This window comes from Pseudomonas edaphica, from assembly GCF_005863185.1.
In the GTDB taxonomy this organism is placed as follows: domain Bacteria; phylum Pseudomonadota; class Gammaproteobacteria; order Pseudomonadales; family Pseudomonadaceae; genus Aquipseudomonas; species Aquipseudomonas edaphica.
Genome location: NZ_VBVZ01000115.1, coordinates 1 through 13,489, shown reverse-complemented (window position 1 = coordinate 13,489; position 13,489 = coordinate 1). Strand labels below are relative to the sequence as shown.

Annotated in this window: 12 protein-coding genes and 1 pseudogene; 9 read left to right on the top strand and 4 right to left on the bottom strand. The window is 60.8% G+C overall.

From position 1 onward, the window contains the following. The 3 genes and pseudogenes from FEM54_RS34300 to FEM54_RS10125 form a co-directional block, all read left to right on the top strand. Nucleotides 1-195 (top strand): annotated as a pseudogene (locus FEM54_RS34300) (hypothetical protein); the annotation flags it as partial. A gap of 2 nt (nucleotides 196-197) precedes the next feature. Then, the gene (locus FEM54_RS10130; RefSeq protein ID WP_017139558.1) at nucleotides 198-575 is read left to right on the top strand and encodes a hypothetical protein; all 378 of its coding nucleotides are present in this window, start codon (nucleotides 198-200) and stop codon (nucleotides 573-575) included. Nucleotides 576-698: 123 nt separating this feature from the next. Further along, a complete protein-coding gene (locus FEM54_RS10125; protein ID WP_138450719.1) occupies nucleotides 699-2,141 on the top strand; it encodes a hypothetical protein in 1,443 nt (480 codons plus the stop codon). Between the two features lie 50 nt (nucleotides 2,142-2,191). Here FEM54_RS10125 and FEM54_RS10120 read toward each other — a convergent pair whose 3' ends face one another. Both FEM54_RS10120 and FEM54_RS10115 read right to left on the bottom strand, forming a co-directional pair. Next, nucleotides 2,192-3,292: an SMP-30/gluconolactonase/LRE family protein gene (locus FEM54_RS10120; RefSeq protein ID WP_138450717.1), complete on the bottom strand. Its 1,101-nt coding sequence runs from the start codon at nucleotides 3,290-3,292 to the stop codon at nucleotides 2,192-2,194. Between the two features lie 2 nt (nucleotides 3,293-3,294). Then, nucleotides 3,295-3,966 carry a sterol desaturase family protein gene (locus FEM54_RS10115; RefSeq protein ID WP_138450715.1) on the bottom strand — a complete coding sequence of 224 codons (672 nt, stop codon included), beginning with the start codon at nucleotides 3,964-3,966 and terminating at the stop codon, nucleotides 3,295-3,297. 322 nt (nucleotides 3,967-4,288) lie between these two features. Here FEM54_RS10115 and FEM54_RS10110 point away from each other — a divergent pair, with 322 nt between their 5' ends. From FEM54_RS10110 to FEM54_RS10085, 6 genes are all read left to right on the top strand, one after another. Further along, nucleotides 4,289-5,212, top strand: coding sequence for a substrate-binding domain-containing protein (locus tag FEM54_RS10110; RefSeq protein ID WP_099549975.1), 924 nt, complete (start codon nucleotides 4,289-4,291; stop codon nucleotides 5,210-5,212). A 63-nt stretch (nucleotides 5,213-5,275) separates the two neighbouring features. Continuing rightward, nucleotides 5,276-6,784, top strand: a complete 1,509-nt coding sequence (locus FEM54_RS10105) for a sugar ABC transporter ATP-binding protein (RefSeq protein WP_138450713.1) — start codon at nucleotides 5,276-5,278, stop codon at nucleotides 6,782-6,784. Next, entirely contained in the window at nucleotides 6,750-7,742 is a 993-nt protein-coding gene (locus FEM54_RS10100; RefSeq protein ID WP_099549997.1) for an ABC transporter permease, read from the top strand. Before FEM54_RS10105 ends, FEM54_RS10100 begins: the two co-directional genes overlap by 35 nt. A 26-nt stretch (nucleotides 7,743-7,768) precedes the next feature. Further along, nucleotides 7,769-8,848: an erythritol/L-threitol dehydrogenase gene (locus FEM54_RS10095; RefSeq protein WP_017139552.1), complete on the top strand. Its 1,080-nt coding sequence runs from the start codon at nucleotides 7,769-7,771 to the stop codon at nucleotides 8,846-8,848. Between the two features lie 3 nt (nucleotides 8,849-8,851). Next, complete coding sequence (locus tag FEM54_RS10090) at nucleotides 8,852-10,384, top strand: FGGY-family carbohydrate kinase (protein WP_138450711.1); 1,533 nt, start codon at nucleotides 8,852-8,854, stop codon at nucleotides 10,382-10,384. A 137-nt stretch (nucleotides 10,385-10,521) separates the two neighbouring features. Then, nucleotides 10,522-11,247 (top strand): SDR family oxidoreductase, encoded by a 726-nt coding sequence (locus FEM54_RS10085; protein WP_099549978.1) that lies wholly within the window; start codon nucleotides 10,522-10,524, stop codon nucleotides 11,245-11,247. Here the strand turns inward: FEM54_RS10085 and FEM54_RS10080 are convergent. Then, a complete protein-coding gene (locus FEM54_RS10080; protein ID WP_138450709.1) occupies nucleotides 11,244-12,248 on the bottom strand; it encodes a LacI family DNA-binding transcriptional regulator in 1,005 nt (334 codons plus the stop codon). The genes FEM54_RS10085 and FEM54_RS10080 overlap by 4 nt on opposite strands. A 58-nt stretch (nucleotides 12,249-12,306) precedes the next feature. Beyond that, nucleotides 12,307-13,170, bottom strand: a complete 864-nt coding sequence (locus FEM54_RS10075; protein WP_058421059.1) for a LysR family transcriptional regulator — start codon at nucleotides 13,168-13,170, stop codon at nucleotides 12,307-12,309. Nucleotides 13,171-13,489: the final 319 nt, after the last annotated feature.

The following is a 13,489-nucleotide window of genomic DNA, read 5'->3' as shown; positions in this document are numbered from 1 at the left end:
GCCATCGCTCGTCGTGCATGCAACATCGTGTTGGGTATTTCTATGAAGGGGAATGGTGCGCTTGCCTGTGGCGTTATTGGAGGCGCCGCTGGAGGGTATGGCGTAGGCAATGAAGGTGGTGATTATGGAGCGCTTCTGGGTGGGAAAATCCTGGAGGTCAATGGTGATTTGATCTTCGAGCCAGAGGGCGCGTAACCATGGATTTTTTTCTGGTCTACTCAATTGTGTGGTTTGTTTGGATGTTCGTCGTTCTGGGGCTGATGCTTTTTGCCGAATATACAAAACTCGATGAGGTGGAAAGTTACTTCAGTCACAACGAGCGGGTTCGTGGCAACAAACGTTTTTGGAGACGAAAGGAGTGGATTGACAGGCAGTACCGCATGTTGCTGATTTTTGAGTTTCTGTCCGATTCAAAGCGCCACGTGAAAGCCGGTGTTGTGACCGAGGCCGAACTGGCGTCTGTGCCTTTAGCGCTCAAACGCTGGGTGTTATGGCCCTATTACCTGGGGTTTACCTGGCTGATCACAACCGTGGTCTGGTCCGTTTGGCGCAGGTGGGGTGACTTACCTATTTGAAGGAGGTTAATTTTTTCTAAAAAATACTGTTCATGCATACAGTATTGTTCTACATTCCATCCCAGGTGACCGGATGTCACCGATCACCTGAGCTTCAATTTTTTAACTATGGATGGATAAAAAATGAAACCAACCAAAGCCCTTATGCTGGGCGCGGCCATGATGGCCTCCTGCTTTATCTCGGCCTCTGCCCTGGCCGACCTGACCCTTCCCAAACTCACCCCCGGCACAGTCAGCCAAAGCGAGATTGACGCGCTCAAACCTGGCGGCACGCTCACTGCGGTGCCGATTTCGGAGGCGCTGCGGCAAAAGCTGCTGGAGGCGCGGGACGGCAAGACCAAGGCGGTCACTAAAGCGGCCAAATCCGCACCGTTCAACACCGTTATCGGCACGTTGAAAAAGCCGAATCAGAGCGAGCTGAAAAGTGCAGCGGTCGCCGACTTTGTTCCGCTGTTTCCGACCCTGGATATCAACACCCTCTACACCATCAGCGAAGTGCAAACGGGCCAGGATTTCCCTTACCACTTCAACCTGCCAAAAAGCGCGCGGGTGCTGGTGCAGTTGATCAACCAGAGTGCCGGCGCCGACATGTCGCTGAGCCTGTTCCGCGACGACGGCCAAGGCAACCTGCAACTGCTGGCCACCGCTGATAACGCCGGCAATGCCGATGAATACATCGACGGCGTGCTGCCGGCCGGTGACTACTACTGGTACATGGTGGCCAAGACCGCCACCAACGCGCAGTTCAGTTTCGGCGTGGCGGCAGACACCAACATCGATGCCTTCGAGCCCAATGACACGCCGCAAGATGCTTTTGCGCTGCCGGACACCATGAACAAGGTGGGCGGCAACCTGGACAACGCCAACGACGTCGATTACTTCGACTTCAAGGCCGTGCGTGGCCAGGCCGTGAGCATGTACCTGGCAGGCGATGACAGTGGCAGCCCTAACCAATGGATCTTCGAGCGCTTTGATGGCGTCAACTGGATCGTCGTGCCAGCCGGTTCTACGTCCACTTACCCGAGCGTCACGCCGGGTACCACCGTCAAGGTGCGTGTGCGGGCCAACCCGGCCGTGACGCAGGATCCAAGCAAATATTACAAGTTGAGCCTCGGCTCTGCGCCACGCCTGAACAGCTCGCAGGTAACCGGTGACAACATCGTGCGGGTGCCGGCATCGATATTCTGGATGGCGACGCAGGCGGGGCGCACATTGAACTGGACCACCAACTGGTCCGACTCCACGGGCGCGCCGCTGCTGGGCGTCACACCTGTGCTGCGTGTCGACAAGCGCTTTGAGGGCTCCGAGTTCCATTGGACCGACTTCAAGGCCACCACCAACAGTGCCGGCACATCCCAGGCCAGTGCTGCGCTCGGTACCTGCTTTGGCGATAACCGTGTGCAGTACCCGGACAGCAGCACCGGCGTGCAGTACACCTGGGACACCACCTTCAACTTCGGCGGCTGGCGTATCGAGCTGGACGAGTTCCCGGGCGTGGGTGTCGGCGGTGATAACGTGCAATATGTGACCTTTGGGCACATCTGCACCCAGGACATCATCCATTGATACCGTGATGTAAATCAGAAGGGGCAGCCTGAACAGGCTGCCCCTTTTGGTTATTCGCCGGCCAGCGCCAGCTTCAACGGCAGGCGCGCCATGCTGGTGCTCGTGAGCGAGCCCAGGTACAACCAGTCGCCGTATTCGCGCGCGGTAGTGACCGGCGAGTAATTGCCCGCACTGCCATCCTGCAAGTTGGCGATGACCTTGCCATCGATGTCCAGCCCCAGCACAAAGGCTTTGCGCTCGATGGGCTTGGGCACCACCATCAGTGCGCGCACCATCACCTTGCGCAACAGCGGGTAGCCGGCGAAACCGTCCAGCAACGGGTTGCGCGGCGAATACAGGGCAACCCAGAAGCGATCGCGGCCATTGAAACTGAGGTTGTCCGGCAGGCCCGGCAGGTTGTCGATAAACAGGTCATGGGTGCCGTTGCGCTCGCCCTTGAGCCAGTAGCGGCTGATACGGTAGGCGCCGGTTTCATTCACCAGTACGTAGTTTTCATCCGGCCCCAGGGTCACGCCATTGGCAAATTGCAGCCGGTCCAGCAACACCTCTGTGGTGCCGTTGCTGAAGTCATAGCGCAGCAACCGGCCGTCGCCACCATGTTCGATCACCGCTGTGCCGTCCTGGCCATAGCCCCAGCGGCTCGATGCGTCGCTGAAGTAGGCATAGCGCCCGCTGGCATCGACGGTCACATCGTCGGTTTGGCCAAAGGGTACGCCGTCAGCGCTGCTGCTCAATGGCTTGAGTTGGCGATTGGCATCCAGGGCAAGCAACCCCTTGACCCCATCGGCAATGATCAAGCGCCCATCCGGGTGCAACGCCAGGCCGAGCGGGCGGCCGCCGGTGTTGGCGAGCACTTCCAGCGTGTGGCTGTCCGGCGAGGTGCGGATGATGCGCCCGTCTTGCAGGCCGCTGATCAGAAAGCCGTGGGGGTCGATCAGCAAGGCTTCGGGGCCGGCGATGTCCTGTGCGCCGATTTTTTCAATGCCCTTGAGCCGCTGGTTCTCGGCGTAGGCGCCGTCTTTGAGCGAGGGCGCCTTGGGCGGGGACCAGTTCACCGGTTGCACTTTGGTGGGCATCAGCAGCAGAAAAGCGATGACTGCAAGCAGCAGTACGAACAGCAAATGGCGCAGTTTTTTGGGGCGGGTACTCATGACTATTCCTGGTTGTCGTGGGCGTTCGGCTCCCAGTGCAGGGTGCCGAACAGGTAATCCATCAGGGGGAGGACGATATTGAAGTTGCGCCCCTGCATCAGCTCACGGCGATGATGCAGGGCATGTAACTGGTGCATCTGGCGAATCCATGGCAAGCGCGCCACCGGGTGCTCGGCGGGCAGGTGTTCGCAGGCGTGAAACACTTCGTAAAGTAAATACCCAAGGATCATGCACCCGGCAAACAACCCGGCGACGTTGGGGCTCAATTGTTTGAGCAGCCACCAGGCGGGCAGGGTGATCGTCAGGCTGTGCAGCACGATCAGCCAGGCCGGGAATAGAATCACACGCCAGTCTCGCGGGCTGTCATAGGTCATGTGGCCGGGAGTAAAGAAACTGTGGTGGTCACCCGTGTGGCGCGCATAGAACAGCCGGGCCAGGCTGTGTTTGTGATGACCCAGGTGGCGGTGTACGAGGTAGATACACAGGTTGAAAAACACCAGCGTCAGCGGCACGGTCAGCCACTGGAGCGCAGTGATGTGCGCGGTGGAGGACCAGGCCAGGGCGATGCAGACAAGGCCGTAGCCCAGCACGAAACTGGCGTGCAGCCAGGGGTTGTAACGGGCGCTCACGGCGGCGCGGTAGCCGGCGCGGAAGGTCTCGGTGGGATGGGCCATGGCGGCACGCTCTGGTTTTTTTGTTGGAGCCTGAGCTTAGTTGGTACGCGAGATAGTGCGAGTTTTTGCGCAGTACGCGGTTCAAGTGTGGGAGCTGGCTTGTGTGGAAACAGGCTTTTGTGGGAGCTGGCTTGCCTGCGATGCAGACACCTCGGTGTGTCAGGTAGAGCGAGTAGATGCTATCGCAGGCAAGCCAGCTCCCACACTTGAACCGCGGGCGACCGACGGGGGCTTGCACAGGCCTGATTTACTTGCTAGCTTCTCGCAAAATGTTATCGATAACATTTGCTCTAAAAATAAAAACAAAACAGAGAACCACGCCATGAAAATGCTCCCGAAAACCCTGTGTTTACTGGCTGTCAGCATCACCCTCGGCGCAACCAGCGCAGCGTTTGCCGACGCCGCCAAACCGATCCGCATCGGCGCTTCCTTCCAGGAAATCAACAACCCCTATTTCGTCACCATGAAAAACGCCCTGGAAGAAGCCGGCGCAACCATCGGTGCGAAGCTGATCATCACCGATGCCCGCCATGACGTGTCCAAGCAGGTCAGCGACGTCGAGGACATGCTGCAAAAAGGCATCGATATCCTGCTGATCAACCCCACCGACTCGGTTGGCGTGCAATCGGCGGTCAAATCTGCGCACGCCGCGGGTGTGGTCGTGGTCGCAGTGGACGCCCAGGCCGACGGCCCGTTGGACTCCTTTGTCGGTTCAAAAAACTTCGACGCCGGCTTCCAGGCCTGTGAATACCTGGCCAAGAACATCGGCGACAAAGGCAATATCGCGATCCTCGACGGCATCGCCGTGGTGCCGATCCTTGAGCGTGTGCGCGGCTGCAAAGAAGCGGTGGCCAAGCACCCGGACATCAAGATCGTGAGCATCCAGAATGGCAAGCAGGAACGTGACCAGGCGCTGACCGTCACCGAAAACATGCTGCAGGCCCAGCCCGGCCTCAAGGGCATCTTCAGCGTGAATGACAACGGCTCCCTCGGCGCACTGTCGGCCATCGAAGCCAGCGGCCTGGACGTAAAACTGGTCAGCGTCGACGGCGCACCGGAAGCCATCAAGGCGATCCAGAAGCCCGGTAGCAAGTTCATCGCCACCTCGGCGCAATACCCGCGCGATCAGATCCGCCTGGCTCTGGGCATCGCCCTGGCCAAGAAGTGGGGCTCGCAAGTGCCGGCCACCATTCCCGTCGACATCACCTTGATCGACCAGGCCAAGGCCAAGGACTTCAGCTGGTAAATCGCCCCGGCCCCACGTGAACCGTGGGGCTTGAGGTCTCCTTCTGAATACGAGGTCGGCGGCATGAGCAGTCTTCTGAAGCTGGAAAATATCTGTAAGCGCTATCCGGGCGTACAAGCCCTCAAGTCCATCAACCTGCAGGTCGAACGCGGCGAAATCCATGCGTTGCTGGGTGAAAATGGCGCGGGCAAGTCGACCCTGATGAAGATCCTCGGCGGCGTCGAGCATCAGGACGAAGGGCAGATTTTAATCGATGGCCAGGTGCAAAAGTTTGCCACTTACCGCGATGCGATCGCCGCCGGTATCGGCATTGTGTTCCAGGAATTCAGCCTGATTCCCTATCTCACGGCGGTGGAAAACATCTTCCTCGGGCATGAGTTGAGCAACCGCTTCGGCCTGCTGCGCAAACGTGAAATGGTCGAGGCCAGCCAGGCGTTGTTCAAGCGCCTGGGCGTGAGTATCAACCTGCGATGTGCGATCAAGCACCTGAGCGTGGCCGAGCAGCAATTCGTCGAAATCGCCAAGGCCCTGGCCCTGGATGCGCGCCTGTTGGTACTCGATGAACCGACCGCTACGCTCACGCCCAGCGAAGCCGAACTGCTGTTCGAGATCATGCGCGAACTCAAGCGCCAGGGTGTGGCGGTGATCTTTATCTCTCACCACCTGGAGGAGATTTTCCAGGTGTGCGACCGCATCAGCGTGCTGCGCGATGGCGGTAACGTAGGCGTGACCGATGTGGCCGACAGCGATATCGACCGGCTCGTCGAAATGATGGTCGGCCGCCGCCTGGAAAACAGCTTTCCACCCAAACCCACGAAAGACCGTGGTCCGTTGTTGCTGGAGGTCAAGGACATCCAGTTGGTACGCAATGGCCCGCGCAACAGCTTTCAGTTGCACAAGGGCGAGATCCTCGGCTTTGCCGGGCTGGTCGGCTCCGGTCGTACCGAACTGGCGCTGGGCATGATGGGTGCGCTGCCGTCGGTGAGCAAAGACGTGTGGTTGCGCGGCGAGAAAGTCAGCCTGGATGACCCGGCGCAAGCCTTGGCCCACGGCATCGGGCTGCTCCCGGAAAGCCGCAAGAGCGAAGGGCTGATCACCGATTTCAGCATTCGCGAAAACATCTCCCTGAACAACCTGCCCAAATATCAGAACGCCACGGGCCTGATCGACAAGAGCAAAGAGTGCGCCAGCGTCGACGCGCTGATGCGCCAGCTGTCGATCAAGGCGCCCAGCGGCGAAAGCCGGGTGTTCAACCTCAGCGGCGGCAACCAGCAAAAGGTTGTGATCGCACGCTGGATCAACCACCACTGCGACGTGCTGGTGTTCGATGAACCCACACGCGGCATCGACGTCGGCGCCAAGGCGCAGATCTACGCCCTGATGCGCAGCCTCACCGAACAAGGCTACGCGATCATCATGATTTCTTCCGAACTGCCCGAAGTCATTGGCATGTGCGACCGCGTCGCCGTGTTCCACAAGGGCGCCATCGTCAAGCTGCTGGAAGCGGCCGCCGTCAACCCACAAGAGGTCATGCGCTATGCAACAGGGGGCTCAAGTGAATATGTCCATTAATACCGGCGACACCCGCCGACTGCGCCTGAACCTGGCACGGCTGGTGCGCTCGCCGGCGTTTTATCCCTTCGTCGGGTTGGTGGTGGTGACCCTGGTGATGATCTTCGCCAGCGATAACTTCCTCACCACCAGCAACCTGTCGAACATTGCGCGCCAGGTGTCGATCAACGCGATTATCGCGGTGGGCATGACCTGCGTGATTCTCACCGGTGGCATCGACCTGTCGGTAGGCCCGGTGATGGCGCTGTCGGGCACCTTGACCGCAGGGCTGATGGTCGCGGGCCTGCCGCCGGGCCTGGCGATTGGCGCCGGCCTGCTGATCGGCGTGGCCTTCGGCATCGGCAATGGCGTGTTCGTCGCCTACCTGCACATGCCGCCGATCATCGTCACCCTGGCGACCATGGGCATCGCCCGTGGCCTGGGCCTGATGTACACCGACGGCTACCCGATTTCGGGGTTGCCGGAGTGGTTCGGTTTCTTCGGCCGCCAGAGCCTGTTCGGCGTCGACGTGCCGATCCTGATCATGCTGGTCACCTACTTTGCCGCCTATGTGTTGCTGCAACACACGCGCATCGGCCGCTACATCTACGCCATCGGCGGCAATGAAGAAGCGGTGCGTTTGTCGGGCGTGCGGGCGGCGCGCTTCAAGTTGCTGGTGTACGGCATCAGCGGCCTGACCGCAGCGATTGCCGGTCTGGTGCTCACCTCACGCTTGATGAGCGGCCAGCCGAATGCCGGCGTGTCGTTCGAATTGGATGCGATTGCGGCGGTGGTCCTTGGCGGTGCGTCGATTGCCGGCGGGCGCGGGGTCATTGTCGGCACCTTGCTCGGCGCGATGCTGCTGGGCGTACTCAATAACGGATTGAACATGCTCGGGGTCTCGCCCTACGTCCAGAGCGTGATCAAGGGCGGGATCATTTTGCTGGCGATTTTCATCAGCCGTCAGCGCCATAAATAAACACCTGACAAGAAAGGACCGAACACATGGACAAGCACACCGAGATGCAAGCCGTCGTTTGCCACGGCCCGAAAGACTACCGCCTGGAACGCATCGGCAAACCCAAGGCGCGCCCCAATGAGCTGGTGATCCGCATTGCCGCCTGCGGCATCTGCGCCAGTGACTGCAAGTGCCATTCCGGCGCGGCGATGTTCTGGGGTGGCGATAACCCGTGGGTCAAGGCACCGGTGGTGCCGGGCCATGAGTTTTTCGGTTACGTGGAAGAGGTGGGTGAGGGCGCCGAGGAACACTTTGAAGTCGCGGTGGGCGACAAGGTGATCGCCGAGCAGATCGTGCCGTGCGGCAAGTGCCGCTTCTGCAAGTCGGGCAAGTACTGGATGTGTGAAGTGCACAATATCTTCGGCTTCCAGCGTGAAGTCGCCGAAGGCGGCATGGCCCAGTTCATGCGCATTCCCAAGACCGCCATCGTGCACAAGATTCCCGAGTCGGTGTCGCTGGAAGACTCCGCATTGGTGGAGCCGATGGCGTGTTCGATCCACACCGTCAACCGTGGCGAAATCCAGCTCGATGACGTGGTGGTGATCGCCGGTGCCGGTACGCTGGGGCTGTGCATGGTCCAGGTGGCTGCGCTGAAAACCCCGAAGAAACTGGTGGTGATCGACATGGTCGACGAGCGCCTGGAACTGGCCAAGCAATTTGGCGCCGACGTGGTGATCAACCCGTCCCGCGACAATGCCCGCGAGATTATCAACGGCCTCACCGATAACTATGGCTGCGACGTGTACATCGAAACCACGGGCGTGCCCGCCGGCGTGACCCAAGGCCTGGACCTGATCCGCAAGCTCGGGCGTTTTGTCGAGTTCAGTGTGTTCGGCGCCGAAACCAGCGTCGACTGGTCGATCATCGGCGACCGCAAGGAGCTGGACGTACGCGGCGCGCACCTCGGCCCGTATTGCTACCCGATCGCTATCGACCTGTTCGAGCGCGGCCTGGTGACGTCCAAGGGCATTGTTACCCATGACTTCCCGCTGGATGATTTTGCCGAGGCCTTCGCGTTGGCCAACTCAACCAAATCGATCAAGGTGCTGTTGAAGCCGGTGATTTGATCTATGAACTACGTAATGGGTGTCGATATAGGAACCCAGAGCACCAAGGCGCTGCTGGTGGATGGTCAAGGTACGATCATCGCCCAGCACAGCCAGGGGTATCGCGTCGATACCCCGAAAGTGCGCTGGGCCGAGCAATGGCCGCAGGTGTGGCTGGAGGCCGTCGAGGCGTGTGTGGCGCAGTGCATGGCCAAGTCCGGTGTGGCGGCCGGGCAGGTCAAGGCGCTGTGCATCAGCAGCCTGTATGGCGGTTCGGGGATTGCCGTTGACGCGCAGATGACGCCGCTGCACCCGTGCCTTATCTGGATGGACCGGCGCGCCGGCGAGCAGGTGGCGTGGGTGCGTGAGCACCTGGACCAGGAACGCTTGTTCGAAGTAACGGGTAACTCGGTGGACAGCTATTACGGCTTCACCAAGATGCTCTGGCTCAAGCAGCATCAGCCGCAGGTGTGGGCCGACACGCGCTACCTGCTGCCGCCCAACAGCTATATCAACTGGTGCCTTACCGGCGAATTGGCGGTGGACCATAGCAGCGCCGGCAATATCGGTGGGGTTTACGATGTGAAGGCGCGCGGCTGGTCCGCCGAGATGCTCGATGCATTGGGCATTCCACAGGCCATGATGCCCGAGCGATTGGTGTACTCCGGTGACGTGGTGGGCGGTTTGCTCGAAAGCTGGGCCACGCGCCTGGGGTTACAGGCCGGTACGCCGATCCTGGCCGGCGGTGTGGATGCGGCGATGGCGACGCTGGCGGCGGGTGTTACGCAGCCGGGTAACCATGTGGCGATGATCGGCACCAGCATGTGCTGGGGGTATTTGAACCAGCACGTGGACGCACACCACGGCCTGGTGAGCATGCCTCACGTCTACAACGGCCATCGAGACCTGTACATCTTTGGCGGTGCGATCACCGCCGGGGCGTCGGTCAGCTGGTTTCGCGAACAGTTCTGCCAGGCCGAAGAACAGCAGGCCCAGGCCACCGGCCAGGACAGCCTGGTGTTGCTGGAGCAGAGCGCCACCCAGGTTCCGGCGGGCAGCGAAGGTTTGTTGTTTTTGCCGTACCTGATGGGCGAACGCAGCCCGGTATGGGACGACCGCGCCAGCGGCAGCTTTGTCGGGCTGAACCTGTATCACAGCCGTATTCACCTGTACCGCGCGGTGCTTGAAGGGGTGAGTTTTGCCCTGCGCCACAACATTGAAGCCGGTACCCAGGGCGCGCATTCGCTGGACCCGCGCTTGATTGTGGTGGGAGGCGCGAGCCATTCGGATTTGTGGATGCAGATTATTGCCGATGTCACGCGCTACCCGGTCTACACCATTGTGCAGGAGGTGGAAGCGGCCTTGGGCGCAGCGTTGCTGGCGGCGCATACGGTGGGCTTGGTGAGTGATGACGAGATGGACAAAGGCTGGGTGCAACTGGAACTGCGGGCGCAGCCCAAGCGCGAGAATGTCATGACGTATGACCGGGCGTTTGTCGAGTACCTGAAGCTGTATCCAGCCCTCAAGCCGATCATGCATAGCCTGCAAACCAACTGACCCAACACAGATCAAAAATGTGGGAGCTGGCTTGCCTGCGATAGCGGTGTATCAGTGAAAAATGTGCTGACTGACCCACCGTTATCGTAGGCAAGCCAGCTCCCACAGGGATCTTCAGTGTTTATCGAGAAGTGACCATGACCACCACCTTCAACTTCACCCGCCAGCGCATTCTCGTCACCGGCGCCAGCAGCGGCATCGGTCGCGAAATCGCTCAACAGCTGATTGCCGCCGGTGCCGAAGTCTTCGCCCTTGGCCGCGACGCGCAAGCCTTGTCACAGCTGGGCTGCAACAGCTTATGCGTGGATATCGCCGACAGCATCGCCCTGGACAAAGCCCTGTCAGACTTGCCGCCGCTGAACGGCCTGGTCAACTGCGCCGGTATCTCACGCCTGGAGCCCGCCGCCGCCATCAGCGCGGAGGCGTTCGATCAGGTCATGCAGGTCAACGCCCGCGCCGCCGCACAGGTCGCCAGCCGAGTGGCGGCAAAAATGATCGAAGCGAAAATCCCCGGCAGCATCGTCAATGTCTCAAGCCAGGCGTCACTGGTGGCGCTGGACGATCACCTCGGCTACTGCGCCTCAAAGGCCGCGCTGGACGCGATCACCCGCGTGCAGTGCGCCGAGTGGGGGCGCTTTGGCATTCGTGTGAACAGCGTCAACCCCACGGTCACACTTACGCCAATGGCGACAAAGGCCTGGTCGGATCCGGCCAAACGCGACCCGGCGCTGGCGGCCATTCCGCTGGGGCGTTTCGCACAAACCGTGGAAGTCGCATTGCCGGTGCTGTTCCTGCTCAGCGATGCCGCCAGCATGATCAGCGGCGTGAGCCTGCCGATCGATGGCGGCTACACCAGCCGCTAGCCGTTTTCCAGAACGCCGGCGATCACCACTTTGTCCCGTGGCTTGTACGGGTCTTGCAAACGGTCAAGCAGCAGGCGTACCGCGCTGCTGCCGGCCAGTGAGGCGTCGTGGGCCACGCAGGCGATCGGCACGCCGAAGATATCGGCGAAGGGCAGGCGGTCGATGCCGCAAATGGTCAGGCTGTCGTGGGGGATGTTGTGCATGCGCAAGGCACGCAGGGCGCCGAGGGTGATCAACTGGTTGAAACCCATGATTGCATCGGGCGCCGAGTGCTCGGCCAGGTAGTCGAGAGTGTGCAGGTAAGACGGCATCAGCGTGTAGTCACCGGCCTGCACTTCGACCTGAACATGGGGGTGTTCAGCCAGCACTTCGCGCAACCCTTTGAGGCGCTCCACGGTGATACGTGAGTGCTGCGGGCCGGTCAGCACCAGCAGGCGTTTAAGGTCGGGTGTCTGGCGCAGCAGGTAGTGCGCCGCCTGGATACCGCTGTGGTAGTTGTCGAGCACTACGCGGCTGAACGGGCTGTCGTGGATCGTGCGGTCGAGCAACACCACCGGAGTTTTGCCGTTGCCCAGGCGCTCCAGATAGTCGGGTTGGTAGCTGGGTTCGTCCGAGACCGGCGACAAGATAATCCCCGCCACGCGATAGCCCAGCAGGGTATCGACGGCTTTGCTTTCGAGTTCTTCCAGCTCATCGGTGTCCACCAGCATGATGGTGTAGCCGTGCTTCTTCGCCTCGCGGGAAATCGCCTTGATCATCTCGCTGTAGAACGGGTTGTCGACGGAGGCGGTGATCACGCCGATGATCAGGCTTTCACTGCGCTTAAGCCCGCGTGCGAAGGCGTTGGGCACGTAGTCCAGCTCGCGCGCCACTTCGAGAATGCGCGCCAGGGTGGCGGGCTTGACCAGGTCGGGCTTGCTCAGTGCGCGGGACACCGTGATGGTGGTCATGCCCACCCGTTCGGCGATGTCGCTGATGGTGACGGACTTTTTCTTGTTCATCGGTAAGGCTGCGCTGGGAAACATCCGCAGGCTAGCATGCGCGCGGGCGTAGGGTGATTCAAATCAGCGGGTCCCAGCGTTGTGACCAGTCGCTTTCGGCCTTGACCACCTCGCGCAGCAGCCCCAGCGCCTGTTGCAATACCGCCGAATCCCGCGCCCGTGAGTAGACCAGATAGGTCGGGAAGCTGAATTCCGGCGCTTTCGGGACGCGTTGCATGACGCCGCTGTCCAGGTAGCTTTGCACCACCCGCGTGCGAAAATACCCGGCACCGCCATTTTCCAGGATGTACTGCAAGGCCAGCGGCCCGAGGTTGAAACTCAACGCGGCGCGGGCTTTGTCGGGCAGCGCGGCGTCGTGTTGCTGGCGAAAGCCCTGGCCCCAGTCGATATACACGTAAGGGGCGGGTTTGCTTGTTAACTGCACCAGGATCAGTTTTTCTTCCAGTACTTGCTCGACCTGCAGGCCAGGCCAGTATTGCGGCTGGAATACCAGCGCGGCATCGAGCACGCCCAGTTCCAGTTGGCGCAAGAGGTATTCACCTTCACGCACTTCGGTGCGCAGCGCATGGCCGGGGATCTGTTCGCGCAAGGCCTTGGCCCAGCCGAGCATCAACGGGTTGCACAGGCTGACTTCGCCGCCGATATGCAGCACATTGCGGTAGCCATCGGGCAGCGGGAGGTCGCGCTTGGCGGCTTCCCAGGTTTGCAGCAATTGGTTGGCGTAGACCACAAACGCCTCGCCATCGGCGGTGAGCCTGGCGCCTGCGCGGTTACGCACAAACAGTGTGCTGCCCAACTGGCTTTCCAGGCTTTTGACCCGTGCGGTGATGGCGGTCTGGGTGACGTGCAGTTTCTCGGCAGCCGCGGCCAGGCTGCCGCAGCGGGTGATTTCGAGGAAGGTGCGTGCCAGTTCGATGTCCATGAAGCCCCCGGGGATGAATGGGGGACAGTGTAATGGAATGTGCTTGGAACTGGGGTGTGTGTGGGTTTGTTGGGGGGCTGGGTGTATATCCGTTATTTAGGTAACGGCGGCTTATGGTTCCGCTCTTACAGCGGGTCACTTTTGGCAAACGCCCGGAATGCCGGCCCAGCCAAAAGTAACCAAAAGGTCTTCGCCCCACCACTCGGCACCTCGCTTAGGCTCGGTGTGCCCTCACTCCGGCTTGAATCCGTGGGCCGCCGCGATGGGCCATCCTTGGCCCAGCGCGGCTAACCCGGCGTCCTGCCGGGTTACCCACGGA